Origin of the sequence: Variovorax stachyos (assembly GCF_051400855.1) — a bacterium.
Classification (GTDB): domain Bacteria; phylum Pseudomonadota; class Gammaproteobacteria; order Burkholderiales; family Burkholderiaceae_C; genus Variovorax.
The window spans coordinates 52708-79349 of the sequence record NZ_JBLFFN010000002.1; the positions used below are offsets into that span (position 1 = coordinate 52708).

25 protein-coding genes and 1 tRNA gene are annotated in these 26642 nt (G+C 67.0%); 8 read left to right on the forward strand and 18 right to left on the reverse strand.

Going from position 1 to position 26642, the window contains the following annotated elements:
* The first annotated feature begins 19 nt into the window (after window positions 1–19).
* Window positions 20–1477 (forward strand): DegQ family serine endoprotease, encoded by a 1458-nt coding sequence (locus tag ACMGEZ_RS03480; RefSeq protein WP_436820868.1) that lies wholly within the window; start codon window positions 20–22, stop codon window positions 1475–1477.
* A gap of 152 nt (window positions 1478–1629) precedes the next feature.
* The gene (locus ACMGEZ_RS03485) at window positions 1630–1980 is read left to right on the forward strand and encodes a hypothetical protein (RefSeq protein WP_436820869.1); all 351 of its coding nucleotides are present in this window, start codon (window positions 1630–1632) and stop codon (window positions 1978–1980) included.
* A 50-nt stretch (window positions 1981–2030) separates the two neighbouring features.
* Here ACMGEZ_RS03485 and ACMGEZ_RS03490 read toward each other — a convergent pair whose 3' ends face one another.
* From ACMGEZ_RS03490 to ACMGEZ_RS03550, 13 genes are all read right to left on the reverse strand, one after another.
* The gene (locus tag ACMGEZ_RS03490; protein WP_436820870.1) at window positions 2031–2972 is read right to left on the reverse strand and encodes a carbohydrate kinase family protein; all 942 of its coding nucleotides are present in this window, start codon (window positions 2970–2972) and stop codon (window positions 2031–2033) included.
* Window positions 2965–4431 carry a xylulokinase gene (gene xylB / locus ACMGEZ_RS03495; RefSeq protein WP_436820871.1) on the reverse strand — a complete coding sequence of 489 codons (1467 nt, stop codon included), beginning with the start codon at window positions 4429–4431 and terminating at the stop codon, window positions 2965–2967. The genes ACMGEZ_RS03490 and xylB overlap by 8 nt, the downstream gene beginning before the upstream one ends.
* Window positions 4432–4445: 14 nt before the next feature.
* On the reverse strand, window positions 4446–5381 hold the full coding sequence (locus ACMGEZ_RS03500) for an AraC family transcriptional regulator (protein ID WP_436821356.1): 936 nt from the start codon (window positions 5379–5381) through the stop codon (window positions 4446–4448).
* A gap of 31 nt (window positions 5382–5412) precedes the next feature.
* Entirely contained in the window at window positions 5413–6201 is a 789-nt protein-coding gene (locus ACMGEZ_RS03505; RefSeq protein ID WP_436820872.1) for an L-iditol 2-dehydrogenase, read from the reverse strand.
* Window positions 6198–7619: a D-arabinitol 4-dehydrogenase gene (gene dalD, locus ACMGEZ_RS03510; RefSeq protein WP_436820873.1), complete on the reverse strand. Its 1422-nt coding sequence runs from the start codon at window positions 7617–7619 to the stop codon at window positions 6198–6200. The genes ACMGEZ_RS03505 and dalD overlap by 4 nt, the downstream gene beginning before the upstream one ends.
* A 16-nt stretch (window positions 7620–7635) precedes the next feature.
* A complete protein-coding gene (locus ACMGEZ_RS03515; protein ID WP_436820874.1) occupies window positions 7636–8667 on the reverse strand; it encodes an ABC transporter ATP-binding protein in 1032 nt (343 codons plus the stop codon).
* Between the two features lie 11 nt (window positions 8668–8678).
* Window positions 8679–9503, reverse strand: a complete 825-nt coding sequence (locus ACMGEZ_RS03520) for a carbohydrate ABC transporter permease (RefSeq protein WP_436821357.1) — start codon at window positions 9501–9503, stop codon at window positions 8679–8681.
* Window positions 9504–9513: 10 nt separating this feature from the next.
* On the reverse strand, window positions 9514–10344 hold the full coding sequence (locus ACMGEZ_RS03525; RefSeq protein ID WP_436821358.1) for a carbohydrate ABC transporter permease: 831 nt from the start codon (window positions 10342–10344) through the stop codon (window positions 9514–9516).
* 152 nt (window positions 10345–10496) lie between these two features.
* Complete coding sequence (locus ACMGEZ_RS03530) at window positions 10497–11807, reverse strand: ABC transporter substrate-binding protein (protein ID WP_436820875.1); 1311 nt, start codon at window positions 11805–11807, stop codon at window positions 10497–10499.
* Between the two features lie 169 nt (window positions 11808–11976).
* The gene (locus ACMGEZ_RS03535) at window positions 11977–12216 is read right to left on the reverse strand and encodes a hypothetical protein (protein ID WP_436820876.1); all 240 of its coding nucleotides are present in this window, start codon (window positions 12214–12216) and stop codon (window positions 11977–11979) included.
* A 129-nt stretch (window positions 12217–12345) separates the two neighbouring features.
* On the reverse strand, window positions 12346–12582 hold the full coding sequence (locus ACMGEZ_RS03540) for a hypothetical protein (RefSeq protein WP_436820877.1): 237 nt from the start codon (window positions 12580–12582) through the stop codon (window positions 12346–12348).
* A 28-nt stretch (window positions 12583–12610) separates the two neighbouring features.
* Window positions 12611–12787 (reverse strand): DUF3606 domain-containing protein, encoded by a 177-nt coding sequence (locus ACMGEZ_RS03545; protein ID WP_436820878.1) that lies wholly within the window; start codon window positions 12785–12787, stop codon window positions 12611–12613.
* 117 nt (window positions 12788–12904) lie between these two features.
* Window positions 12905–13249, reverse strand: a complete 345-nt coding sequence (locus tag ACMGEZ_RS03550; RefSeq protein WP_436820879.1) for a PRC-barrel domain-containing protein — start codon at window positions 13247–13249, stop codon at window positions 12905–12907.
* 281 nt (window positions 13250–13530) lie between these two features.
* Here ACMGEZ_RS03550 and ACMGEZ_RS03555 point away from each other — a divergent pair, with 281 nt between their 5' ends.
* From ACMGEZ_RS03555 to ACMGEZ_RS03570, 4 genes are read left to right on the forward strand one after another with little or no spacing between them, the layout of a single operon-like run.
* A complete protein-coding gene (locus ACMGEZ_RS03555; protein WP_436820880.1) occupies window positions 13531–13731 on the forward strand; it encodes a hypothetical protein in 201 nt (66 codons plus the stop codon).
* Between the two features lie 16 nt (window positions 13732–13747).
* Window positions 13748–13945: an aminoglycoside phosphotransferase gene (locus tag ACMGEZ_RS03560; RefSeq protein WP_436820881.1), complete on the forward strand. Its 198-nt coding sequence runs from the start codon at window positions 13748–13750 to the stop codon at window positions 13943–13945.
* 27 nt (window positions 13946–13972) lie between these two features.
* Window positions 13973–14614, forward strand: coding sequence for an ATP-dependent DNA ligase (locus tag ACMGEZ_RS03565; RefSeq protein WP_436820882.1), 642 nt, complete (start codon window positions 13973–13975; stop codon window positions 14612–14614).
* Window positions 14611–16590 (forward strand): hypothetical protein, encoded by a 1980-nt coding sequence (locus tag ACMGEZ_RS03570; protein ID WP_436820883.1) that lies wholly within the window; start codon window positions 14611–14613, stop codon window positions 16588–16590. Before ACMGEZ_RS03565 ends, ACMGEZ_RS03570 begins: the two co-directional genes overlap by 4 nt.
* Window positions 16591–16609: 19 nt before the next feature.
* On the opposite strand, the gene ACMGEZ_RS03575 is transcribed toward ACMGEZ_RS03570, so the two are convergent.
* The gene (locus ACMGEZ_RS03575; RefSeq protein ID WP_436820884.1) at window positions 16610–17065 is read right to left on the reverse strand and encodes an outer membrane protein assembly factor BamE; all 456 of its coding nucleotides are present in this window, start codon (window positions 17063–17065) and stop codon (window positions 16610–16612) included.
* A 35-nt stretch (window positions 17066–17100) separates the two neighbouring features.
* On the reverse strand, window positions 17101–22530 hold the full coding sequence (locus ACMGEZ_RS03580; protein ID WP_436820885.1) for a YadA-like family protein: 5430 nt from the start codon (window positions 22528–22530) through the stop codon (window positions 17101–17103).
* A gap of 563 nt (window positions 22531–23093) precedes the next feature.
* Here ACMGEZ_RS03580 and ACMGEZ_RS03585 point away from each other — a divergent pair.
* Entirely contained in the window at window positions 23094–23360 is a 267-nt protein-coding gene (locus tag ACMGEZ_RS03585) for a hypothetical protein (protein WP_436820886.1), read from the forward strand.
* Between the two features lie 278 nt (window positions 23361–23638).
* Here the strand turns inward: ACMGEZ_RS03585 and ACMGEZ_RS03590 are convergent, their stop codons facing one another.
* The gene (locus tag ACMGEZ_RS03590) at window positions 23639–24778 is read right to left on the reverse strand and encodes a sensor histidine kinase (protein WP_436820887.1); all 1140 of its coding nucleotides are present in this window, start codon (window positions 24776–24778) and stop codon (window positions 23639–23641) included.
* A 198-nt stretch (window positions 24779–24976) separates the two neighbouring features.
* Between ACMGEZ_RS03590 and ACMGEZ_RS03595 the strand changes: the two genes are divergently transcribed.
* Window positions 24977–25384, forward strand: coding sequence for a hypothetical protein (locus ACMGEZ_RS03595; protein WP_436820888.1), 408 nt, complete (start codon window positions 24977–24979; stop codon window positions 25382–25384).
* Window positions 25385–25570: 186 nt separating this feature from the next.
* On the opposite strand, the gene ACMGEZ_RS03600 is transcribed toward ACMGEZ_RS03595, so the two are convergent.
* A tRNA-Asn gene (locus ACMGEZ_RS03600) sits at window positions 25571–25646 on the reverse strand.
* 76 nt (window positions 25647–25722) lie between these two features.
* On the reverse strand, window positions 25723–26637 hold the full coding sequence (locus ACMGEZ_RS03605) for a thiamine phosphate synthase (protein ID WP_436820889.1): 915 nt from the start codon (window positions 26635–26637) through the stop codon (window positions 25723–25725).
* Window positions 26638–26642: the final 5 nt, after the last annotated feature.

Below are 26642 nucleotides of genomic sequence, written 5' to 3' on the forward strand. Positions count from 1 at the left end.
CACCTCGAAAGGAGTCCCCATGAATGTCCGTCTGAAATCGCCCCGCACCCTTGTCGCCGCGCTGGCGGCCGCCAGCGTGATCGGCGCTGTCGGTGCCGGGGCCTACACCAGTGCCAGCGCCGTGGGCGCGCCCGCGGCGGCGACTGCCGCGGCGGCGCCCCTGGTCACCATGCCCGACTTCTCGACCATCACATCGCGCGGCGGCCCGGCGGTGGTCAACATCAGCGTGACCGGCACCACCAAGACTTCGATGGAGGGTATGGCCGGCATCGATCCGGACGACCCGATGTTCGAGTTCTTCCGCCGGTTCGGCGGCCAGTTCGGTCCTCGCATCCAGCAGCGCGAGGTTCCCGTGCGCGGCCAGGGCTCGGGCTTCATCGTGAATGCCGACGGCATCATCCTGACCAACGCACACGTGGTGAAGGATGCCAGCGAAGTCACGGTCAAGCTCACCGATCGCCGCGAGTTCCGCGCCAAGGTGCTCGGGTCGGACCCCAAGACCGACATCGCCGTGCTCAAGATCGACGCGAAAAACCTGCCGACCCTGCAGCTGGGCAGCACCAAGGACCTCAAGGTGGGCGAATGGGTGCTCGCCATCGGCTCGCCCTTCGGTTTCGAGAACACCGTGACGGCCGGCGTGGTGAGCGCCAAGGGCCGCTCGCTGCCCGACGACAGCTACGTGCCCTTCCTGCAGACCGACGTGGCCATCAACCCCGGCAACTCGGGCGGCCCGCTGCTCAACACGCGCGGCGAGGTGGTGGGGATCAACTCGCAGATCTACAGCCGCAGCGGCGGCTACCAGGGCGTGTCCTTCGCGATCCCGATCGACGTCGCGATCCGGGTGAAGGACCAGATCGTCGCCACCGGCAAGGTGAGCCACGCCCGGCTCGGGGTGGCGGTGCAGGAGGTCAATCAGGCCTTCGCCGACTCCTTCAAGCTCGACAAGCCTGAAGGCGCGCTGGTGTCCAGCATCGAGAAGGGCGGCCCGGCCGACCAGGCCGGCCTGCGCCCGGGCGACGTGATCCGCAAGGTCGATGGCGAGCCCATCGTGGCGTCCGGCGACCTGCCGGCCCTGATCGGCGAGAAGAAGCCCGGCACCCGCATCACGCTGGACGTGTGGCGCCAGGGCGAGCGCCACGAGATCAGCGCCCGGCTCGGCGATGCGAGCGAGAAGACGAGCGCCGTGGCCAGGAACGACGCCCCCGCCGGCCAAGGCAAGCTCGGTCTCGCGCTGCGCCCCTTGCAACCGCAGGAAAAGCGCGAGGCGCGCGTGGATGGCGGCTTGCTGGTCGAGGATTCGGGCGGCCCCGCGGCGCTGGCCGGCGTGCAACCTGGCGACGTGCTGTTGGCCATCAACGGCACGCCCGCCAAGTCCGCGGAGCAGGTGCGCGAGGTCGTGGCCAAGGCCGACAAGTCGGTCGCGCTGCTGATCCAGCGCGACGGCGACCGGATCTTCGTGCCGGTTCGCCTGGGCTGAAGAAGGTGTGAGCCAGGGCGCCGCAACTGCGGCGCCCTTCACGCGGTGCCGCGCCGGCCTCCATCACCTGGAGGAGACACCGTGCAAAAGTACCTTTGCCGATAAGCAACCCGGCTGTAACAATTCGCGACATTCAACAAGAGGTTTTCCCGATGGCGCTCCGTGACCTTGCCCTGACCGTTCTCGAACTCGAACCCGATGAATTCCATTGGGTGCTGATGGAGGCTGTTCAAGCCGACTCGGACGAGTGCCTGGTCTACCGGCCGGTGGATTCCTCGACCCGTGGCCTGCCGGACTACTCGGAGGCGCTGATCGAAGGCGCTTCGGCGCTGCGCGTCGTGCAGAGGTTGGCGCCCTTCGGCAAGCCTCCGGCGCCGGTGGGCATCGGCGAGGGAGAGGCGGCCGAGCCGCCGGTCATGCGCCCGGCTGCCGGGCGCGACAGGCGGAGGCCGGACTCGGATGCGGACTCCTGCCTCTTCACCACCGATCACTCGATCCTGTAAGGCGGATCGAGGCGAGCGCCACCTCGGCGGTCAATCAACCAATCAATCAATCAATCGACCGGCAGTTCCCTGCGCCGCGGCATGTCGGCACCGCGGCGCGAGCAGGTGATCGCGGCGGCGCCGGTCGCGAAGCGCAGCAGGGCCGAGAGCCGCTGCGCATCGAGCGCTTCGAGTCCCGCAACGCTCAGGACCTGCTGTTCCTCCAGCCAGGTCAGCAGCGCGGCCTGGAAGGTGTCGCCGGCGCCCACTGCGTCCACCACCTCGACCGGCAGTGCGGATTCGGCAGCGTGCGTACCCGCCGTCCAGGCTTCGCTGCCCAGGGCGCCGCGCGTAACCACGACCAAGCGTGCCCCGAGCGACAGCCAGCGCCGGGCTACCTCGGCCGGCGCTGAATCCGGATAGAGCAGGCGCAGGTCCTCATCGCTCGCCTTCACGATGTGCGAGAGCGCTGCCATGGCCTCGACGGCCGTGCGCCAGCGCGCCAGATCGGGCTCGACGTTGAGCCGCACGTTGGGGTCGTAGGCCACGAGGCACCGGCCGCGCTCGCGTGCCGCCAGGGCGCGCAGGGCGCTGCCGACCGGCTCGACCACCAGCGCATAGGAGCCGAACTGGAGCACGCGAGCGTTCTGCGGCAGCGCGGGCAGGCTGGCAGTGTCGATGGTCCGGTCCGCCGCGCCGTGGCCGTAGAAGGCGTAGTGCGGTACGCCGGCCGCGTCGACGCTCACCACGCTCAGGGTGGTCGGCGCATCGCTGCGCAGCACCAGGCGCGTGTCGACGCCTTCTGCGTCCAGCGCCTGCATCAGCCGTTCTCCCGCGGCGTCGCGCGACAGGCCGGTGAGCAGCGCCGAGCGGCGCCCAAGCCGCGCCAGGCCTACGGCCACGTTGAAGGGCGAGCCGCCGATGCGCGCGTCCAGGTGCAGGCCGGTGGGCGTCGTCGCCAGCACGTAGACATCCATCAGCGCTTCGCCGCACACCACGAACATGTCATTCATCCTTCCAGCCGAAGAGCGGGCGCAGCCCGACGTAGAGCGCCTTGAACCGGGCATGCCGCGCGCGAAGCTGATCGGCCGGCGATCGGGCCGCCTCGAAGCGCCGTCGCAGCATGGGGCGGCGACACACCTCGTGCAGCGTGCCGCCGTCCGATAGCCAAGCCAGCCGCGCGGCGCCCAGCGCGCCGCCGGCCTCGCTGCCTTCGCAAATCGCAAGCGGCGTGTCCAGCACGTCGGCCAGCAACTGCGCCCACCAGGCGCTGCGCGCGCCGCCGCCGACCAGCACCAGGTCGCCAATTGGCCGGGCGAGCGTGTCGAGGCCGTCGCGCAGCCCGAAGCTCACGCCTTCGACCACCGCATAGGCGATGTCGGCCGGACCGTGTGCGTGCGTAAGCCCGAACAGCACGCCTTGCGCATCGGCGTCGTTGTGCGGGGAGCGCTCGCCTGACAGGTAGGGCAGAAACAGCGGAGCGCGTTGCCGCGCCTCATCGCCCAGGGAAGCGGCAGCGGCGAGCAGCGCCGCCTCGTTGCCGAGGCCGAAGCTGCGGGCGCCCCAGCTCACGGCGCTGGAAGCCGAGAGCATCACCGACATCTGGTGCCAGCGGCCGGGCAACGCATGACAGAAGGCATGCACCGCGGCGTCGGGCCGGGGCTCGAAGCGCTCGCCGCCGATGAAGATCACGCCGGAGGTGCCCAGCGAGACGAAGCCTTGTCCCGCTTCCACCAGGCCCATGCCGACCGCGCTCGCCGCGTTGTCGCCGGCGCCCCCGGCGAGGGGCACGCCGGCCGGGATGCCCCATCGTTGCGCGAGCGCGGGCTTGAGCCGCCCCGCGGGCGCGCTGCCTTCCACCAGGCGCGGCATCTGCGCGCGCGACAGGCCACAGGCACCCAGGAGTTCGTCAGACCAGTCGCGGGCGCCCACGTCGAGCCACAGCGTGCCCGAGGCATCCGACATATCGCTCGCGAGCTCGCCGCTCAACATGAAGCGCAACCAGTCCTTGGGCAGCAGCACGTGGGCAATGCGCGCGAACAGCTCGGGCTCGTGCTCGCGCATCCATAGCAGCTTGGGCGCGGTGAAGCCCGGCATCGCCAGGTTGCCGGCGATGTCGCCCAGCCGCGGCACGCGTGCGGCGAGCGTGCGGCACTGGGCGGCGCTGCGGCCGTCGTTCCAGAGGATGGCCGGGCGCAGCACCCGGTCTTGTGCATCCATGGCCACTGCACCGTGCATCTGGCCCGAGAGGCCGATGGCGCGCACGGCCGACAGCGCCGCAGCCTGCGTGCGCCGCAACTCGGCCATCGCGGCTTCCAGCGCCTCCCACCACTGCGAGGGCGCCTGCTCCGAGAACAGCGGCGCCGGCCGATCGACCGTGAGCGGCGCCCGCGCCAGCGCGACGATGCGATGGTCCGGCGCCAGCAGCAGCACCTTCAGCTCCGAGGTGCCGAGGTCGAGTCCGAGGTACAAGCGCTGGCCCTTCTTCAGCCGCCGCCGAAGCGGTGGTCGCTCTGGCGCCGGAACTCGGTCGGCGTCATGCCCTTGATCTCCAGGAAGCGGCGGTTGAAGTTGGCGACGTTGTTGAAGCCGACCTGGTAGCAGATGTCGGTCACGTAGTGGTCGGTCTGCATCAGCAGGTGGCAGGCGCTGTTGATGCGCACGCGGTTCACGAAGTCCGTGAAGCTGTTGCCGGTCGAGCGCTTGAAGAAGCGGCTGAAGCGGCTTTCGCTCATGCCCAGCTCGGTGGCGATGTCGGCCATCACGATCGGCTCGGCCAGGTTGGAGGTGATGCGGTCGACGATGATGTTGATCTGGTCCACGCCGGCCTCGCCTTCCACGCCCTGCATCTGCACGTTGGAGAGCAGCCGGTAGTCGGTGCACTGCGCCAGGTCGGCCAGGTAGGCGCAGAAGAGGCCGAAGCGGCGCAGCCCGCGTGCGCCCTTGACCGCATCCCAATGCGCCAGCGCGCGCTCCGCCATGCCGAAGAACTCGATGCCGTGGCGCGCGCGCTCGAGCAGCTGCATCACCTCGCGCAGTTCCGGAATCTCCGCCGCCGCGCGCTCGATGGGCTCGTGGCGGAACTGGATCACGCGGTCGCGTCCGGCCGCGCCGCCCTCCGGCACATCGAGCGAGATCCAGTTGTGCGGCAGCCGCGGTCCGCACAGCACCAGGTGGCCGGGCTGGAAAGGCCCGATCCAGTCGCCGATGAAGGCCTTGCCCGAGGTTTCCGTGATCAGGTGCAGCTCGTACTCTTCGTGGAAATGCCAGCGCACCAGCGGGCTCGGAAAGCCGTGTGCCAGGCAGCGCACCAGGCCCGCTTCCTCCGGCGCCTCGTAGCCGAGCGAAGGCGAGCGCGTGATGTCCCGCTCGAGCTCGGGTTGGCGGTGGCGGGGAAGCTTGCGGTGGCGCACCGATGTCATGGCCGGTTTCTCTTGGAAGGGGTTCACGCCGTCAGCTCATGACGTTACCACCGTCGACGTTGAGCGTCTGGGCCGTGATGTAGCGCGCCTCGTCGCTGGCCAGGAACACGGCGGCCCCGGCAATGTCGCGCGGCGTGCCCATGCGGCCGAGTGGCACCTCCAGGCCGACCTGGCGCTTCTTCTCGCCCGGCGCGCGGCCTTCGTACCTGGCGAACAGCGCATCCACATGGCTCCACATCGGCGTGTCGACCACGCCGGGCGCGATGGCGTTCACGCGGATGCCGTGCGGTGCCATCGCCAGCGCCGCACTCTGCGTGTAGCTGATGACGGCGGCCTTGGTCGCGCAGTAGTGCGACACCAGCGCTTCGCCCCGGCGTCCGGCCTGGGAGGCCATGTTGATGACCGAGGCGCCGGGCGTTGCGGCGTCCACCATGTGCTGCAGCACGCGCTGCATCACGAAGAACATGCCCTTCACGTTGACCGCGAACAGGCGGTCGAAGGAGGCTTCGTCGCTCTCCAGCAGCGGCGCCATGTCGAAGACGGCGGCGTTGTTGACCAGCGTGTGCACCGGCCCGTGGGCCGCCTGCGCCGCATCGAGCAGGCGGGCGAGCGATGCGGTGTCGGCGACATCGGCCTGCAGGTAGGCCACGCGCCCGGGGTGGCCGCGCTGCAGGTCTTCCACGGCTTCGGTCGGCGCGGGCGCGCGGTCCACCAGCGTGCACCGCGCGCCCTCGGCGAGGCAGGCCTCGGCGATCGCGAGGCCGATGCCGCCACCGGCGCCGGTCACCAGCAGGTGGCGTTGTTCGAGGCGGCCCGTCATGCTCTTGCTCCTTCGATGAGTGTTCGTACGCGCGCACCGGCCTCGCGCACCGCCTGCTCGAGGCGCGTGTCGCCAGCGGTGTCGCCCCAGAGGCCGGTATCGGCGCACAGTGCCGCGACCGGATCGGCCGCGTCGCAGATGGCGTGCGCGGCGGCTGGGTCCATGCCCTGATCCTGGTAGGCGTAGGGGAGGGTGCCTTGATGCCAGCGCCGCAGGAAAGCGAGGAAGAGCGCCGGCAGCAGCGCGACGCCGTCGATGCGCTCGCCGTGCGCCAGGCGCTCGCGCACGGTCGGCGCAATGAAGCCCGGGATCTTGGAGAAGCCGTCCATCGCCACGCGCTGGTTGGTGTCGCGGATGGCCGGATTGCCGAAGCGCTCGAGCACCACGTCGCGATACGCAGGCAGGTCGACCGGGCTCGGGTGCCCGCCGCGGTTCAGGCAGGGAATCACATCGTCCGTCACGTAGTCGAACGCCATCTGCCGGATCGCCGGCGTGTGCGTGCCCTCGTGGATGTACTGCAGCCCGATGAGCGTGCCGGCCCACGCGATGCAGCTGTGGCTGGCGTTGAGGATGCGGATCTTCGCCTCCTCGTAGGGTTGCACCGAATCGACCAGCTCCACGCCCACGCGTGCCCAGTCCGGCCGGCCGTGGATGAAGTCGTCCTCGATCACCCACTGGCTGAAGCGCTCGGCCGTGACCGGCGCCGCGTCGTCCCAGCCGGTCGCCTCGCGCACGCGCCGGCGCAGCTCGGGCGGCGGGCGCGGCGTGATGCGGTCGACCATCGCGTTGGGGCAGGTGGTGTTCTCGCGCACCCAGGTTGCCAGTGCCGGCAGGCCCGCGCGCTCGATGAATTCCAGCAGTCCCCCGCGGAAGCGCTCGCCGTTGTGGCGCAGGTTGTCGCAGTTGAGCAGCGTCACCGCGCCGGCATCGGCCGCGGCACTGCGGGCGCGCAGGATCGCGCAGACCGCGCCGTAGATGGTCTGGCCGGGTTCGCCGCGCCGGGCGCGCGCGAGGTCCTCGGCCAGCTCGGCGTCGCCCATGTCGAGTCGGCCCTGCGGGTCCAGGTAGTAGCCGGCCTCGGTGACGGTGAAGGACACGATGCGCGTGCGCGGATCGGCCCCGCGCGCGACCACTGCCGCCAGCGACCGCTCCCAGGCCAGCACCTCGCGGATGGCGCCGATGCGCTGGTAGCGGTAGTCGCCGGCCGGCGAGACGGTTTCGACCGTGTAGCGGCCGTCCTGCGCCCGCAGGGCGGACAACAGCTCGGCCATGTCCGGCCGCAGGTTGGCGCCCGAGAGCGACCAGCGGGCGTCGCCGGCCTCGATCAGCTGCTGCAGGTAGACCGCCTGGTGGGCGCGATGGAAGGAGCCGAGTCCGAGATGCAGGATCACGAACTCCGAGAGAAGACGAACGGGCATGGCGCGAGGAACAGGCTCAAGCAGCGACGGTGCGGCCTTCGCGGTTGAAGAAATGCAGCACGGACGGATCGAGCTCGACGCTGACCACGTCACCCGGATGCAGCGGCGTGCGCTCGTTCTGCCGCGCCACCAGCGGCACGCCGCCGACGTCGACGTGGATCAGCGTGTCGGCGCCGAGCGCCTCGACCAGCTCGACGCGCGCCGGCGCGCCGTGCTGCGTGTCCGGGTGCACGCGCAGGCCTTCGGGCCGCACGCCCAGGAAGCCATCGGCCGGCAGCCGGCCGTTGACCTGCGCGGCGAAGCTCGGAATGGCGCGTGCCTGCACCATGTTCATCGAGGGCATGCCGATGAACTGGGCGACGAACTGGTTGGCGGGCCGGTCGTAGAGCTCCATCGGCGTGCCGACCTGCTCGATCAGGCCGTCGCGCAGCACCACCACCCGGTCGGCCAGGGTCATGGCCTCGACCTGGTCGTGCGTCACATAAATGCTGGTGGCGCCGAGCGCGCGGTGCAGCTTGCTGATCTCCACCCGCGTGTTGCCGCGCAGTGCCGCGTCGAGGTTGGACAGCGGCTCGTCGAACAGGAAGACCTTGGGCGCGCGCACGATGGCGCGGCCGATGGCCACGCGCTGGCGCTGCCCGCCGGAGAGCTCCTTCGGCGTGCGGTGCAGGTACTGCGTGAGGTTCAGCGTCTTGGCCGCGTGGTCGACCTTGGTCTTGATCGCCTCCTTGGGCACCTTCGCCAGCTTGAGCGCGAAGGACATGTTGTCGTACACGCTCATGTGCGGATACAGCGCATAGCTCTGGAACACCATGGCCAGGTCGCGCTTGCCCGAGGGCGTGTGCGTGATGTCCCTGCCGTCGAGCGACAGGGCGCCGCTGGTGATGGGCTCGAGGCCGGCGATGAGGCGCAGCAGCGTCGACTTGCCGCAGCCCGAGGGGCCCACGAAGACGATGAACTCGCCCTTGTCGATCTGCAGGTCCACGCCCTTGATGACGTGGGTGTCGCCGAAGCTCTTCTTGATGTTGTCGAGTTGGAGGTAAGCCATGGAGAAGTCCTTTACTTGACGGCACCGAAGGTGAGGCCCTGCACCAGCTGCTTCTGGCTGAACCAGCCGAACACCACGATGGGGGCGATGGCCAGCAGCGAGGCGGCCGAGAGCTTGGCCCAGAACAGGCCTTCGGGGCTGGAGTAGGAGGCAATCAGCACCGCCAGCGTGCCGGCCTTGGCCGAGCTGAGGTTGAGCGCCCAGAAGGCCTCGTTCCAGCTCAGCACCAGGCACAGCAGGCCGGTGGAGGCGAGCCCGCCGACCGACAGCGGCATCACCACGTGGCGGAACTCCGTCCACAGGTTGGCGCCGTCCATGCGCGCGGCTTCCAGGATCTCCGGCGGGATGTCCTTGAAGGCGGTGTAGAGCATCCACACCATGATCGGCAGGTTCGACAGCGTGAAGACGATGACGAGCGCGGTGCGCGAGTCCAGCAGGCCCGCGGTCTGCGCGAGCACGTAGATCGGCACCAGCGCGCCGACCGCCGGCATCATCTTGGTCGAGAGCATCCACATGAGGATGTCGCGCGTGCGCTTCGTGCGGAAGAAGGCGAACGAATAGGCTGCCGGCGCGGCGATCAGCAGGCCGAGGATGGTGGAGCCGATGCTGGTGATGAGCGAGTTCTTCGCGAACGCCAGGTAGTCGCTGCGGCGCTGCACCTCGGCGAAGTTGTCCAGCGTGGGCTCGAACACGAAGAGCGGCGGCACGTGGATCGCCTGCAGCTCGGTCTTGAAGGAGGTCAGCACCAGCCAGCCCAGCGGGAAGAAGAGCAGCAGCGAGACGGCCCAGGCACCGGCGGTGCGCAGGACGAGGGGGACGACGCTGTCGGTTTGCATATGCATGCCCTCAATCAAGGCTCTTGCCGATGATGCGGATCAGGAAGGCCGCCACGATGTTGGCCAGGATCACCGCGAACAGCGCGCCCGCCGACGCCACGCCGACGTCGAAGTTCATCAGCGACTGCTTGAAGATCATGTAGGTGAGGTTGGTGCTCTCGTTGCCCGGCCCGCCGTTGGTCGTGACCGCGATCTCGGCAAACACCGAGAGGAGGAAGATCATCTCGATCATGATCACCACCGCCATCGGCCTGGCGAGGTGCGGGATGGTGAGATAGCCGAAGCGCTGCACCGCGCTCGCGCCGTCCATGCGCGCGGCCTCCATCTGCTCTCGGTCCAGCGACTGCAGCGAGGTGATGAAGATCAGGCAGGCGAAGGGCAGCCACTGCCACGCCACCATGATGATCACGGAAAGCAGCGGCACGTCGGTCAGCCAGTCCACCGGCTCGGCGCCGAAGAAGCGCCAGAGGTCCGCGAGCACGCCGTAGATCGGGTTCATCATCATGTGCTTCCACAGCAGCGCATTGACCGTGGGCATGACGAAGAAGGGCGAGATCAGCAGCACGCGCACGATGCCGCGGCCCGGGAAGGGCTCGTTGACCAGCAGCGCCAGCAGCACGCCGAGCACCACGGTCGACACGATCACGCTGCCGATCAGGAGCAGGGTGTTCCACACCGCCGGCCAGAAGTCCGGGTCGGTGATGAAGTAGTGGAAGTTCTCGATGCCGGCGAAGGGATGGTCGCCTGGCTGCATCAGGTTGTAGTTGACGAACGAGAAGTAGATCGTCATCGCCAGCGGCACGATCATCCACAGGAAGAGCGTGAGCACGGCCGGCGCCATCAGCAGGCGCGGCAGAAGGCGCGGGGTCGCAGCGGTCTTTTCCTTGTTCTTCTTTCCGCTCTGCCGGGAGAAGCCGGGAAGAGGCGGCGCGCCGTCCGCGCTTTCCACGCCCGTGGCCCGGCCCTCCCCGACTGGGGAGGGGATCAGGGTGCTCACTTGTAGTACCCGGCTTTCTTCATCTCGCGCTCGGCCGCCGTCTGCGAGACCTTGAGCGCCTGGTCGACCGTGGTCTTGCCCGAGAGCGCTGCGCTCATCTGCTGGCCCACTGCGACGCCGATGGCCTGGAACTCGGGGATGGCGGCGTACTGCACACCGACGTAGGGCGACTTGGGCAGGGTGCTGTCGTTCGGGTTGGCGGTGTCGATGGCCTTCTTCTCGGCTTCGGCGAAGCGCGCCGCCTTCATGAACTCGGGCGTGGCATAGGTCGACTTGCGCGTGCCGGTCGGCACCGCGCTCCAGCCGTGTTCCCTGGCGACCAGCTTGATGTAGTCCTTGGAGGTCGCCCACTTGATGAAGGTTTGCGCCGCCTCGGTCTTCTGCGAGCCGGCGGGGACCGCCAGCGCCCAGGCCCACAGCCAGTTGGCGCCCTTGGGCGTCACGGCGGTCGGCGCCTGCGCGAAGGCCACCTTGTCGGCCACCTTGGACTGCTTGGGATCGCTCACGAAGGAAGCCGCGATGGTCGCGTCCACCCACATCGCGCACTTGCCTTCGTTGAAGAGCGCCAGGTTCTCGTTGAAGCTGTTGGCCGAGGCGCCGGGCGGGCCGTAGGCCTTCATGAGGTCGACGTAGAAGGTGATCGCGTCCTTCCAGGGCTTGGTCTCGAGCTGCGGCTTCCAGCTCATGTCGAACCACTGGCCGCCGTTGGTGTTGACCATGGTGGTGATCAGGGCCATGTTGTCGCCCCAGCCCGGCTTGCCGCGCAGGCACATGCCGTAGACGCCGCCCTTCGGGTCGTGCACCTTGCCGGCGAGTTCTTTCACCTGGGTCCAGGTAGGCTGGTCGGGCATCTTGAAGCCCGCCTTGTCGGCCAGGTCCTTGCGGTACATCAGCATCGAGCTTTCACCATAGAAGGGCGCGGCGTAGAGCTTGCCGTCGGCCGACAGCCCACTGCGCATGGCCGGCAGCAGGTCGTCGACGTCGTAGGCGGCGTCGGTGGCGATGGGATGGAGCCACCCCTTCTTGGCCCAGATCGGCGTCTCGTACATGCCGATCGTCATCACGTCGAACTGCCCGCCCTTGGTCGCGATGTCGGTGGTGACGCGCTGGCGCAGCGTGCCTTCCTCGAGCGTGACCCACTTGAGCTTGATCTCGGGGTGGGCCTTCTCGAACATCGGCGTGAGCTTCTGCATCTCGATCATGTGCCCGTTGTTCACCGTGGCAATGACCAGTTCGGTCGCGGCATGGGTGGCCAGGCCCGCGCCGGTGAGCGCGAGCACCAGTCCCGCCTTCAGAAAACGCTTCATCTCGATGTCTCCTTGTGGTTGGGCGACGAGGCAGTCGCTTCAACCCATTCTGGAGACCTTGGCTTGCGGAATTGGTACTCGACTTGTCGATTTCTATACTTGAATGCACTGATTGATCAGTGACTTCCCTAATTCAAGCAACCAGGGATGGGCCGCGCGCCCACCGGCCTCAGAGATCGTTGGCGTCCTGGAGCTGGCCTTCCAGGGCCTTGTGCCCCTTGGGGGTGATGGCCAGCACCTGGGCCGGCTTGTGGCTCTCGGACCCGCCGGGCAGCGACTCCGGCGGCGGGATGAACGCCGTCACGAGCTCGGCGGCGCGCAGCACGCGCAGCTTGTCGAGCTCGGCCGGCGCGTAGACCGTGTAGGGCAGCGGTTGCTGCGCGATGTGCCGAAGCAGTTCCATCGGCATAGGCCGTCTCCTTTCTCTTTCAGCGACGGTCATTTTGTGCAAATGCCGGGCCGATGCAAGACATGGCCGCTGGTGTGCGGCCAGTCTGCGCGTGCTGCAGTGCAGCGCGAAAGCTCCCCCGGGGCTGCTTCAGGATTCGTGTACTTCGGCCCGGCTGTCCGCCCACTGCATGGCCTGCTGCTCGGCATGCCGCACAGCCTCCGCCTCGGTGCGGCAGAGATCGGCGTCGTTCATGAGCGGCACCAGCTTCTCGCTGGGCCATCCGAGCTGCCGGATGACGATCGGCCGGAACTGCCCCGGCCGCTCCTTCTCGGCGCTGCAGATGAAGTGATAGCCCCGATACACGAACACCACGTTCCTGGACATGGCTGCTCCACGTCCGCCAATCTTGCTGCTACTTCCCGAGGTATTGGCGGACTGCCTCGACCGAAGTGCCTGCGGCGGCGACTGCCGCCCTCAATTGCGCCTCGCTGACGCCCAGCTCCTTCGTCCAGTAGCGGAGCTCGTGCGTCTCGCTGACGTCGATGCGCGACCGATCCTGCGGGCCGCGGTTGCTCAAGTCGTCCGACATGCTGTGTCTCCTGCGTTTTCTGTGCTTTGAGTGTTCGAGCGGTGAAAAAGTGCTGGCGCCCGGATGCGCGCGCAGCGGTCCGTGAAGGAACCGTGCGCGTGCAGGAGGCCCGGCCGATCAGAGCCCGTAGTACTTGTCCACCGTCGCGCGGTAGGTGTCGTCGTAGTCGGGCACGCTGTCGTCCGCGTAGCTCGGCGCGCCTTCGAGCTTCGCCTTGTCCAGCGGAACCACATAACCCTCCTGCGAGGTGTCGTACTCCAGCATGTTCCAGGGGATCGGGTAGCGGTCGGTGCCTATGCCCAGGAAGCCGCCGAATTCCATGACGGCGTAGCGGACCTGCCCGGAGATCTTGTCGATCATCAGGTCGTCGATGGTGCCGAGCTTCTCGCCTGCCGTGTTGTAGACCGTGGTTCCTTCGACGCGGTCGGACGAAATGACGTCGTGGGTGGAAGTCGTGGTCATTCCAGTTTCTCCATGCATGGCCGACACGGCTGGGGATGCCGGCCCGGTTCTTCGAAGGCCCAGCAATGCGTGGTATCTCGCGCGAGCGGCCTTGGATTGATCGGGCAGCGAGCCGTCGTTCTGTAGGCTCGCGCCCGCAAAGTGCTGCGGGTGGAAGGCGCACGGTCACAGGGGTGTCGCGGACTCTGCTGGCTTTTCGGTACAGGCCCCTGCGTCCCTGTCTGACGGCGCGGCGGCCGGTGCGATGGGTAGCCTTGGGCATTGGATGCAAGGAATCGACCATGGCTATTCGACAAACGCAGGCCAAGAGCAACGACCGCGACGACCGGCGCGTCTTCCGCTGGGGCGTGATCATGGTGGCCGTCCTGGTGGTTCTGGCCGTGCTGGCGACCTACCTGCTCACCGAATCGAGGGAGCGCTCTCCGGTCATGCAGGAGCCAACGCAGCAGACCCCGCAGAAGCCGGCCGCGCCGCCCCAGTAGCCGACAAGGAGTTGCGATGCCTGAAGACCTCGACATTCCCGTTCCCTCTGCCCCCGAGTCCCCGCGAGCGGTCTTGCAGGCCCTGGCGGAGCGCGTGGGTGTCCTGGCGCCCGGCGCGCCGCTTTCCGACGAACTCCTCGCGTTCGCCATGGCCGTCGCGGATCTGCAGGCGGAGGGCAAGCTGGGGGACCGAGGAAAGGCCGGGCGCCGCTGAGCCCTCGGGGCGTCCGCGCCCGCAGCCATGGTCCGCCTCGAAGATTTCAAGCCCATGCTCCTGTCGGAGCGCTCGCTGGGCCTGCACGAGCCCGGCTGGATCTATGAGCTGAAATACGACGGCTTGCGGATGACCGCCGCCTTCGGCGATGGCATGGCGCAGCTCAGAACGCGCAACGGCGCCAACGCGACCAAATGGTTTCCCGAGCTCGACGACAGCTTGTCGGGCCTGGCTGGCGGTCCTTACGTCACCGATGGCGAGGTGTGTGTCGTCGATGAGGAAGGTCGAAGCGATTTCCAGGCGCTGCAGGAACGGGCCCGGCATCGCTGTTGGTACGCGAGTGCGAAGCCGGTGGTCTACTGCGTATTCGATCTTCTCGTCGATCGAGGGATCGACATCACGGCCCAGCCGCTGATGCTGCGCAAGGCCGCGCTGGGACGGCTGTTCCAGGAGCCTCCCTGGGGCATCCTCGTGGTGAGGTACTCCGACAAGGGCGGGGCGCATCTGGTCAAGCAGCCGGCGAATCCCCCTGGCCCCGAGGCGTACATCGCCAAGCGGCGCTCCAGCATCTATCTGCCGGGCGTGCGCACCAGCGAATGGGTGAAGATCAAGCGCAAGCCTCGGCCCGCTCGCGAGCCGGCCTTTTCCTTTAACCTGCATCGTCCATGAAGCTTTTCGTCGCCTCGCTCGCTGTCGCGTTCGCTGGAATTTCCCACGCCGCAGAGCCCCGACAGCCGGATGGCCCGACGCCGGCGCTTGCCGGAGACATCGTCGACGCCTCGGGCAAGGTCATCGCAAGCGCCTACCGCGACCTGGCGTACAAGTTCGGGCAGGACGCAGGCGTGGCCTACCGCTTCGGACCGCCGGCATCGAAAGCCGGCGTGCCCACGCTGCCGCTGCGCGAGGACATCGGCGCCATTTCACACTGCGCAGATGGTGCCGGCTGCAAGATGCATTACCAGCTCGGCAAGGAAAGCAGCACGCGCGACAACGCCTATGTGAGCACGCATGGCGTGGCGATCGGGACGCCGGACAAGCCCAACTCCGTCGCCGGCTCGGTCGCATGGTTCCAGGCGCAGGCCACCGACCGCGAGACCTGGATGCAGCGCCCGCAGCTGCTGTGGCAGGACAGGTCGCTGTCTCCGCCGGCGCTGCGCGACTACGTCTCGCTCGGTGCGCTGTCGCCGAACAGCCCCGCCGGTCTGCCGATCGCGGAAACCCGGGGGGAGGGCGGCCCGGACGGACCCTCCACCCGCATGTCGCTGGTCGCGACGCAAGGAAGCCCGACCGAAGGCGCCACCATCTACACCGTCGGCACGTACACCGCGCAGCAGCGCGCGTTCGTCAGGCTTCCGGCCGGCAAGGTGCCCACCGCCCTCACGGTAACGCCCATGTCCGAATTCGCACTGGCGACGATCTGGGACACGGTCGCGCTCAAGGGCCAGATCGCGGTGATCGCCTTGGGTGGCGTGCCGATGTATCGCACCTGGCAAAAGAAGGACGACTGGTACGACTGGTGGCACGACTGGATGGATGGCACCAAGCCGGGCTTCCCGAATCAGGGCGGCATCGGGTTCATGAAGGTCGTGGGCTACGTCGACCTGCCGGCGAACGTGACGGCACCCACGGCCATCAAGGTCACGACCGGGATCGATCCGGTCGCCATGACAGTGCACCCGGTGGGCAAGGAGATCTCGTCGATCGGCGCCCTGGGCTCACCGCTGGCCAGCAACCGGGCGAAGTTCCTGCCCGGCGGCGAGTTCTACGAGCGCTATGCGAAGGGCGGGGTGGCCGTCGTCACCTCGCAATCGGAGAAGACGGCAGCCTTCGTCGATCTCGGCCCGCTGTTTCGCTACTTCAATGCGATGTACCTCGACACCGCCGAGAAGCATGCGCAGACCCAGAAGCTCGGCATGGGTGCCGGCCAGTGGCCCTACCCGCTGGCGCCCGCCGCGATGCCTGTGGTTGCGAAGGTCGTCAAGGTGCCGGGTACGCCGGTCGCCGTCGAGACCACCGCCACGCTGGGCTACTGGTCCAAGGATGACCGGGAGCGCGTTCCCGGCACGCCGTACTGGCGGCCCACGCCGCGCTCCGCGAGAGCCTGGATCGCGACCCGCGAGGGCGAGTTGCACATCTACTCGCTCGGGCGCTACGCCGCCGGGCCGAAGCCGACCACGCCGACGCCGGCCGACATCGCGCCAGTGGGCAAGGTCACGGGTCTGGGCAGCAACGTCACGTACCTGGCCAAGTCGAAAGGCTTCCCCGGCCGCCGCGACACGGCGAACGATTCAGTCCTCTTCACCGCACGCGGCGACCGTGCATGGGGATGGGTCGGCTTCAGCGACGACCAGAACAGTGGGTCGGTGATACGCCGCATGGCCGACTCGCGCGTCGACCCGATCGTGGTGACCGAGGCCGACCAGTACTCGACCGCCGGCGGCGTGGTGACGGTGGCCGACTACACGGGCAAGGCGATCAAGAACTACCGCTTCAGCAGCGTGGTCTACCCTCGCGATGCGAGCCAGACCTCGTTCTGCCCGCGCGACAAGGGCGGCTGCCCGACGCTGACGCCCGAGGGGGAATACGCCGGATCGCTGGATCTGCCTTTCCGGCCGTTCTCGGTGCACTCGTCGAACGCTCCGTGAGCGCCGTGCCGCAGGCGCGTCATCCGGCAGTGCGCTCGGCGGGCGGCGAAGCCGCCTTCAGCACCTCTGCGCAATCCGCCGGCAGCCAGTGGAAGCTTTGAGCCCGAAGCGCGGTGTCGTAGATCACCTTGTATTGGCAGGTCTTCACACCGCCTGCGACGCGGAAGTTGAAGACGTAGTCCCACTCCCGGACGTTGAACAGGCCTTCGCGGAAGTGGGGCCGGCCCACGAGGTCGTAGAGCTGGTCCTTGCTGACGCCGGGCGCGATGCGTCGCAGGTTGTCGGGGTTCGGGAAGGTGCCTTCCTGCAGCCAGGCATCGTTCTTGATGTCAGGGAAGACGACTTCGCCCGCGCGGCCGTCATCCGAGATGTTCTTGCTGACCCAGGACGTGCCGCAGCCCGCCAGTGACAACAGTGCGGCGATCGCCGCCGCCGCGGCCAACGTCGTACGTGGCGCCTTGATTTGCTTGTTCATGAGTAGCCTCGAAAAACTGCTTTCTATCGGGTGGCTTACCAGTGGAAGCCCATGCCGGCGGCGACGCCGACCTTGCCTCGGGAGTTGGCCGTGCCGCTGAACTTGACGACCCAGCGGCCGTTGTCGGCGAGCTTCGACACGCCGAGCGCCAGCGCGGCTTGCCCATCAAAGCCCGCGACACCTGCGGCCACCATGCTCTTTCCGGGGATGGCAGCCTGCGGCAGGTTGGCCATCGCCATCGCGCCGGCCGCCGCCGCGTTGGCTTCCTTGCTCACTCTCTCGACATTGGCCTGGACCTGGCCGACCCTGGCATCCGTGTACTGGTTGGCGGCAGCAATGCCGGCATTCAGCTGATTCACGTTGACGGCGTCGTTGCCTGCAACGCCATTGGCGACGTTGTGCAGGCTCACCGGGGCGTTCGTGTTCGTGCCGCCCAGGCTCACGCTGTTGTAGTTGGTCGAACCGTCGGCGTTGGTTTCGTACTTCACTGCGGACTGGTCGACACTCGCGACCGTGTTCTGCACGGCCCTCAGTTGCGACACGTTCACCGCGTCGCTGTCCAGCGAACCCGCTGCCACCCCGTTGATCTGTCGGAACTGGCCATTGGCCGCATCGCCCACCGACACCGCCGACAGCGTGCTGGTGGTGGCTTGGACAGCCGCGATCTGCGAGGTCGACGCACCCGTGGGCACGTAGCCGGCCGCACCGGCCGCCGTGGCGGCGACCGAACCTGCGCCCAATGCGACGCCGCCGGCCTGGGTCACGCTGCTGCCTGCGCCGATCGCCACGCCCTGCACCGCTGCCGCAGAAGACTGCGTGCCGAGCGCGATGGAGTCCGCCCGGTGCGAGGTCGCACCCTGTCCGATCGCGACGCCGCCGGGCGCGGTCTGCTGCACCACCGCGCCGTTGCCGATGCCCACCCCGTTGTCGCCGTTGACCACCGTGCGAGGGCCGACCGCCACCGATTCGGCGCCGACGGCCAGCGAGTCGGTTCCGGTCGAATTGGCGTGGAAGTACTGGATCGGCGTGACGGCGAAGGATTGCAGCGCGCCGCTGAGCTGGCGCACCGTCACTGCATCCTGCGCCTGGGTGCCGTCCGCCACGTTGGTGATCTGCCGGAAGCTCGTCGCACTGCCGACGGAGACGGCGCCCAGCAGGATCCGGTCGGTCGTGTTGTATGGGATCAGCGAGCTGCCCGCGGGAATATCGCCGGTGGTTCCCGCAACGAAGCGGTCGGAGACCGAGCCTGAACCGAGTGCAATGGAACCATCGACGGTTGCGCTGGCGCCCAGTCCCTGCGCAATGCTGTTCGCTCCGCTGGCGGCCGCATCCTTGCCGGACGCGATCGCATTGGCACCGGTCGCGCCGAGGTTGTCCTCATTGCCGCCACCGGTAGAGTTGACGCTGTAGTACCGGATCCTGTTGGCATCCACGGTGCTACTGAGATTCTCGATCGACTGGTGGGTGGCGAAGAGCTGCGAGCCGTTGATCGCATCGGTCGAGCCGATGGCGATCCGCCCGGCCGCCACATTCGTGATCGTGCGCTCGGCACCCACAGCGCCGACGCTGACCGTGCTCGTCGGCGTGGCGCCGGCAAAGTTGTAGGTGATGCCGTCGATCACGGTGCCCGCCGTGCCGACCGCCGCCGCCGTCGAGGAGCCCAAGCCCAGCGCCACGTCGCCGGTGTTGCTGGCGACCGCGTTCGGGCCGATGGCGACGGAATTCGTTCCCAGCGCCTGAGAGTCGGGCAGGGCCGAATTGGCGTGGAAGTACTTGATGCCCCCGCCGTTCGTGAGATTGTTGATCGAGGTCGTGTTCGCCGTCACCTGCTGGTTGGTGGCGAACAACTGCGAGCCGTTGATGGCATCGGTCGAGGTGCCGGAGATCCTGCCCGCCGCCACGTTGGTGATCGTGCGCTCTGCACCCGGAGCGCCGACGCTGACCGTGCTCGTCGGCGTGGTGCCTTCAAAGTTGTAGGGGTTACCGCCGATCACGGTGCCGGACGTGGGGACCGCTGCCGCAGTCACGGAGCCCGCGCCTAGAGCCACGCTGCCCGGCTCGTTGGCGGTCGCGCCAGCACCCAGCGCCACGGCCTGAACGCCGTTCGATGCCGAGTTGGTGCCCAAGGCAATGCCATCGGCAAAGTTGACGGTCGAGTTCTGGCCGATCGCGGTTCCACCCGGTGCGGTTGCCTCGACAAGGGCACCATTGCCGATGCCGATGCCGTTGTCCCCATTGACCACGGTGGTTGGGCCGATGGCCACGGACTCCGCACCGATCGCCAGCGAATCCCCCGCCGCCGAGTTGGCATGGAAATACAACGTCGGTGTCACCGCGAACGAACTCAAGCCGCCGCGCAACTGGCGCAACGTCACCGCGTCCTGGTCTTCGGTACCGTCCGCGACGTTGGTGATCTGACGATAGGAAGTCGCGTTGCCGACAGAGACCGCACCCAGCAGGATCTTGTCGGTCGTGTTGTACGGGACCAGGCCGCTACCGGCAATGATGCCGCCGGTCTGCGGTACGACCGCACGGTTGGATGCCGAACCCGCGCCCAGTGCCACCGCGCCATCGGTGGTCACGCTGGCGTTGTTGCCCAACGCCACACCCTGCGCACCCGTGGAACTTGCGCCCACGCCGGCCGCCAGTGCGTTGATGCCGGTGGCGCCGTCGTTGTTGTAGTTGCCGCCCTGCACGCCGTTGTCGTTGACGCTGTAGTAGTGCGTCACGTTCGCCGCCACGGTCTGGTTCAACTGATTCACGTTGACGGCATCGGTGCCCGCCACGCCCGGCGCGACGTTGGTGATGGTGGTGCCGCCAGCATTGATGCCGGTGTTGGTGATGCTGGGACCGCCGCTGGTGAAGCTGACGCTGCCGTTGTTGATGACGGTATCGCCCACCGTGATGCTGTTGAAGCTGGGGTCGGCCACCATGCCCACCGTCAGCGTGCCGGTGGCATCGCTGTAGGTCACCGCAGCGTTGCTGCCCGCGGCCACCCTCAGCGTCTCGCTCGGCGCGATGTTGCCGCTGTTGGTGCCGTCGGTAATGTTCCAGCCGGCGTTGGCGGTCGCGGCCGCCGCTTCGACGGCCTGATTGGTCGCAAACAGCTGCGAACCGTTGATGGCATCCGTCGAGGTGCCGGAGATCCGGCCCGCCGCCACGTTGGTGATGGTGCGTTCGCTGCCCACAGCGCCCACGCTGGCCGTGCGGGTCGGCGTGGTGCCGGCGAAGTTGTAGGTCACGCCATTGATCACTGTGCTGGTGGTCGGCACCGCCACCGCTGTCACCGAACCCGAACCCAGCGCCACGTCACCCGCATTGTTGGCCACCGCCGTATCGCCGAACGCCACCGCGCCCGCCGCCAGCGCGCGGCTGGTGCTGCCGATGGCCACACTCCCCTGCCCGACTACCTGATTCTGGAAGCCGATACCCACCGCGCCCTGCGCCGCGGTGCCCGGCGTGCTCACCGCCTGGCCGCCGCCGCCGACCATGTTGGTGTTACCCATTGCCACCGAGCCGTTGCCAGTGGCGGTGTTGTCCAGGCCGGATGCGATCGCGCCGTCGCCGGTGGCGGTGTTCGGGTCGCCGATCGCCACCGCGCCGTTGCCGCTGGCGATGTTGCCGGAGCCGATCGAGACTGCCCGACCGCCGGTGGCGGTGGCATTCGTGCCAATGGCTACCGCTTCGGCCGAGTTGGCCACGGCGTTGGCGCCCATCGCGATGGCATTGACGGCAGCCGCATTGGCCTGGACTCCCAATGCAAGAGCATTGATGCCGGTCGCCCTGGCCGCAATGCCAAGTGCGGCGGCGTTTTCCTGCGATGCCGTCACATCCGTGCCGATGGCGATAGCGCCCGGCGCAGTGGCGCCCCCTCCCACAAGGGTGCGCGCGCCAAGATTGATGGAATTCAACTGAGATGCGACCGACTGGAAACCAATGGCAATGGCGTTCCGGCCGGCTGCGTTGGCACTGCTGCCTTGCGCGATGGCATCCAGTGCGGATGCGCTTGCCTGGGTACCGATGGCGACCGCGTTGCCCACGCTGGCATTCGCATTCAGGCCGATCGACGTGGTTGCGTTGCTGGCGACGCCGATACCGGCGTTGGTGCCGATGGCGATGTTGTCGTTGCCGCTAACCAGGCTGCCTGCCGCAGCGTCCAGCGTGGCATCGTAGGCGACCGTGCCATCGCCTGTGCCGAAGGCGACGTTGCGCGTTCCCGTGACACCCGAACCCGCGCCGCGCATCACACTCGCAATGCCTCCGCCGATGGCGGTGTTCTGCGCGCCGGTGACCAGCGCCCCGGAGGCAATACCCAATGCGATCGAACCGGTATTGGCGGCCGTCGAGCCCGCACCGGCACCCTGGCCGACCGCAACGGTGCTGGTACCCATCGCGAGCGCTTGCGCGCCGAGCGCGAGCGAACTGTTCCCCAGCGCTCGAGCGGCGTTGCCGACGGCGGTGGCTGCGTCACTGGTTGCCTCTGTCTGATTGCCTACCGCGACGGTGCGCACCGCGGTCGCCTGGGATAGAAAGCCTCCAGCGAATGCGAAGTTTCCACCTGCCACGGAGTTGACACCGACTGCGGTGGAGTTCCCTCCCGTAGCCGCGGAGGCGGTGCCCAACGCGCTGGCTCCGGCTCCGGTGGCCTGGGCATTGATACCGAGCGCGACCGTATTGATATTGCTTGCGACCGTATCGTTGCCAAGTGCCAGGGAGTTGATCGCGCTGGCAGCAGCTGAGCGACCGATTGCCGCGCTACCGTCGGCGCTCGCAGCGGCCGCAGTGCCGAACGCAATGCTGGAATTGGCGAGAGAACTCGAGTTGACGCCGATCGCGATGGCGTTGGGCACGGCCGTGTTGGCCTCGACACCCGCGTTCGCGCCCAGGCCGAATGCGATTGACTGGTTGCCCCAGGCCCTGGATGCGGTACCCATGGACACGGCGCTCGTGCCTGTCGATCTGGCCTGGATGCCTATGGCAACAGTGCCATCAACGGTAGCGGCCACGTCGGTGCCGATGCCGATGGCGCCTTGGCCCAGAGCACCCGTTCCTCCGGCAGTGCGCGCACCCAGGTAAATGGAATTAATCCCAGATGCAATGGATTGGTAGCCGAGAGCCGTGGCATTCAGCCCCGTACTGCTGGCGGAATAACCTATTGCAGTGCCTCCGCCAAGCAGGGCTTGGGACTGAAAACCGGCGCACGTCGCACTGCCGCTATAGAAGTTGTACGGCGCCGCACTGCAGTTCACCTGCGCCTGCGCCGACGCGGCCCACATTCCGCCCACCGCCAGCAGCGCGCTCATGATCGCAATTCGGAGGCTCGTGCGGGGCGATGCAGTCACGCCCCCCTCGGCGGTGATCGCCACGCGGCTGCCAGTGCGCTTGCCGCGAGCCCGGGTGCTCTCGGACGCAGCGATCCAAGCGCCGATGGATTCATTCCAGACAGTCAAGTAAATTCGGTTCATGGCCTAAATGTGTACAACAATGTTATTACTTCTTACAAAAGCAACACTTCTATATAGGTCGATGCTATGAGGATTTTTGTTGCGCTGGCGGTACCGATTTGAGATTTAAGAATGTTTGACATTTGTCATGCCAAATTGGTGCAGGATGCGCGCGGCACTGTGCGAACTTTGGTGGTTTTGGGGGTAAGAAATGCTTAATCCAATTTAATTATTCTTAACTGGAAAGCGTTATTGAGCCCGAGTGAGCCGCTCTCGTCAGATGTGTTTTATTTCCCACAGCGAGAGGACGTGTGGGGGCTTGTCGAAGCGCGTTTTCCCCCCTGTGCGGAGGGGTTTGTTGCTGCGCCTGGCGCTCGCGAACGCCATCAGGGGCAGGGCAGTGCTAGGTTGGGGACCGCGGCCATTGCGCGCGCGCTGGCGCTGGCGCTGGCAGCGTGTTGAGAGTGGACGTCGTCGTGCGCGTGCTCCTACGGCGCGTCGTCCTTCAACTGGTGCATCCGCGCACCTGCACCCCGTCTCCTTGGCGGTGGCGCACGATCTCGGGAACTCCAGAGGCCATAGGCATGAAAGACTCCAGCACCCCCATTTCCGACGGCCACTCACTCGAATACCGCGGCTTCCGCTTCGAGTTGCGCGCAGAGCCCGCGCGAGGCGGCTATGAGCCCATCGTCGTGCTTGTACGCACCCCAGCGGATGAGGAAGAGACCCAACTGCCGAGGGACACGGAAGAGATCGTTTATGGCACTGAGGCCGAGGCAATCCGGCACGCAGAGCAGCAGGCGATGCGCTGGGTTCATGACCGGACCGGGACCGGACGGACGCAGTTCTAGCTCCCGCACCGGCGGGGGTCACACGATCCCATCAAATCCGCCGTGATCCTACTTCTGGCGAATGACGCGCAACGAAGGGCCCTCCGCCAACTTTCGTTTGTTCGGAGGGCCCTCGCAGTCTCGGATTGCCGCGGAGGGTGTTGCCGAAACCGTGCACCTATTCTGGTAGAACGCTCCAGCGCCGCAATCAGCTGGGCGCCATAGTCCGTGCAGGAGGTGGCGCAGGGAGCGTTCTGCCGGGCAGCACAGGAATGCCGGCAGCAGCGGGGCGGCTGCGATTACTTTGTTCGCTGGGGGCCGGCTGTCGAGGATCTTGGAAGCGTCATCGTGAACCGTACCCTGCTACCCGCGGAAAGGCCATTCAGCTCCCCTCCATGTGCCTTTGCGATTTGCCTCGCAATGAAGAGGCCCAGGCCGAGGTGCGTGCGGTCTGAGAATGGTCGCTGTACGGCTCCGCGGCGTAACGGCTCGAACAGCTGCTCCATCTCGGACGCTGGAATGTCTTGGGCTATCGCATTCTCTACCCACAGTCGCACGGCCTCATCGTCGCCCTCTAGTCGAACCAACACCGGCTCGGAAGGAAGCCCATGCTTGACGGCGTTTGTGACCAGATTGCCGAGCGCTTCGCGAATCCGGGAGCCGTCGAACTCACCTTGCGTGTTCCCGTTGACGCTCAGCTCGATGCTGGCCTTGGGATGTGCAGCGCGTTGGAGTTCGAGTTCCTCGTTGCACGCTGCCCCAAGGTCGATCGAAGTTGGCGCGAGCACCATTCCACCGCCTAGGCCCGCCCTGTTGTAGTCCAGAAGCGAGTCCAGCAGCGAGGCCATGCGTTGGGTACTCCGCCTCAAGATTGCTGTAGTCGAGGTAAGGTCTCCCGGCGCCCTCTGCGTGATGAGTTCTGTGGTCAGCGTGATCGCATTCAGCGGAGCGCGAAGGTCATGACCAAGAATGCCGAGAAAGAGCTGGCGCCATCGCTCGACTTCGGCGGCATAAACCCTCACTGACTCTGCCAGCGCCTGGTCAATCGCCTCATTAAAACGGCCGACGTCCCGAAGGGCATCAGGGTCCGGAGGAGCAGCCTCCGACCAGAGTCGCAGGACACTTGAGCGTAGGGCGCGGTATTCGGCGAAGACCTGCTCGATGTGCAGGCCACTGCGCGCCCGCAGCAGACCGTGGGTCTCGGCGGCGGTCTCCCGTGCTATGGCAGCAGCAGGGGCGACGCCATGAGACTTGTCAATGGACGCCGTCCTACTCTGAAGGGTGCGTAGGTCCGCTGAAATGGCCTCCAGCACCCTGGGCAAATGGTTTCGAAGAACGGCCTCCTCTTCATCCTTCAGCCAATCAATAGTCCTCGCGTAGGCAACGGCGTCAGCCAGGATCTCCTCTTTGGAAAACTCTATGAAGTCTGCTAGTTGCATGGCCTAGGTGCAGGTCCGGCGTCAGGTACGCCGCTTGCCTAGTGATAGCCGAGCCATCCGAAGAAGGCAACAAGAAATGACACGCGCCGTTGACATTCTCGTTCTTGACGACGAGCGTGATGCTGCTGATGTGAAAGTGGCCTTGTGGGCGGGGCGTGACCCTGCTTGCACATGCCTCACCTACGCGACCTGTAGCCCATGCTGTTCGACGAGCGCCTGCTGCGCCTGGTGCTTCCCTGGGTCGCGACAGCGGGAATCGATCCGGCTGCCAAAATGAACCCCCTGACCAGAGGACTCCACATGAAGATCTATTCCATTAACAAAGAGGGCACAAACAATGTGCACGACGTGTTATTCAATATGGATGGCCCGATCGATCACGAAGCAATGCTTTCGGTAAATGTGCCTGGTTTCAACGTCAAGGTGGATCAACAGCGTCTTCGTGTGCAGTCCATCGGGGAGCATGTGGTCAACGCCGATACGGTCCGCGCGGTGAATGAAGCGCTTGAAGCTGCGGTGACCAGCAAGGAGCACAAGGATGCGCAGGTCGCAGCGGATCGTGAGCGCATGCTGGCGTTGGTTCAGGCAAATACGGGGCTCAAGTGAAAGTAGGCGCCTAGTGTTGGGTCGTTCATTGGGCTGCCCACCAGGCGTCCGCGAACCGGACGTTCTTGACGGTAAGGAACTGGATATTGGACGTATCCAATAAGGCATCCAATATCGTCGCCCAAAGAAAAAGGCCCCGCTACCAGTTTGATAGCAGGGCCTTCATTGCCTATGCGGCCTTGTAGGTGGCTCCTCGACCTGGGCTCGAACCAGGGACCTACGGATTAACAGTCCGGCGCTCTACCGACTGAGCTATCGAGGAACAAGCCTCAAATTATAGCGTGACTTTTGGGGCCTCCCGGCCGAGCTGCATCGCCTTGCGCGCAAGCGCCAAAAATTCACCCGGCCATGGCCTTCATCAGGCTGGCCGCAGCAGCCTCGGGATCGGGCTCGGCCACCAGCGCCCGCACGACAGCCACCGAACCCACGCCCGTGGCCAGCACCTCGGGCAGGCGCTGCGCATCGACGCCGCCAATGCCCACTTGCGGGTAGCCGCGCATCAGGCGCGCGTAGGCGGCCAGCCGGGCCACGCCCTGCGGCGCCGTGGCCATCTGCTTCAGCGTGGTCGGATACACCGCGCCCATGGCAACGTAGCTCGGGCTCACCGCGTCGGCGCGCACCATCTCGGCATAACCGTGGGTGCTGACGCCCAGGCGAATGCCTGAGGCGCGGATTGCCTGCAGTTCCTGCGGGCCCAACGCATCCAGGTCTTCCTGGCCCAAGTGCAGCCCGTAGGCCTCGGCCTCGATCGCGGCCTGCCAGTGGTCGTTGATGAAGAGCAGGGCGCGGGTGCCGCGCACCGCCTCCACGGCCGCCTGCACTTCGCGCTTGATGGCGTCCGCGTCGCCGGACTTGAAGCGCAATTGCACGGTCGGTACGCCTGCGCGTGCCATGCGGCCGACCCAGGCGGCATCGGGCAGCACCGCGTAGAGGCCGAGCCGCTCGGGGCAGGGCGGAAAGGCATCGTCGCGCGCCGACGGCGGGAAGGGCCGCATGCCGAAATCGGCCGGATGTTCGGGCCAGGCGCCGGCATCGAAAGCGCCGGTGCGCCGGGTCTGCGCCTGCCAGGCGCCGGCCAGGCATTCGGCATCGACCTCGATGAAGCCCAAGGCCGCCGAGGCGATCTTGGCGCCGCGGTACACCGCATCGTCGGAAGAGAAGGAGGCTGGGCGATCGCTCGTCTCGCCGAAGCGAGCCGCATGCACCGCGACGATGGCGCGGGCGATATCGTTCTGGTCGTTCATGGCATTCATCGCAG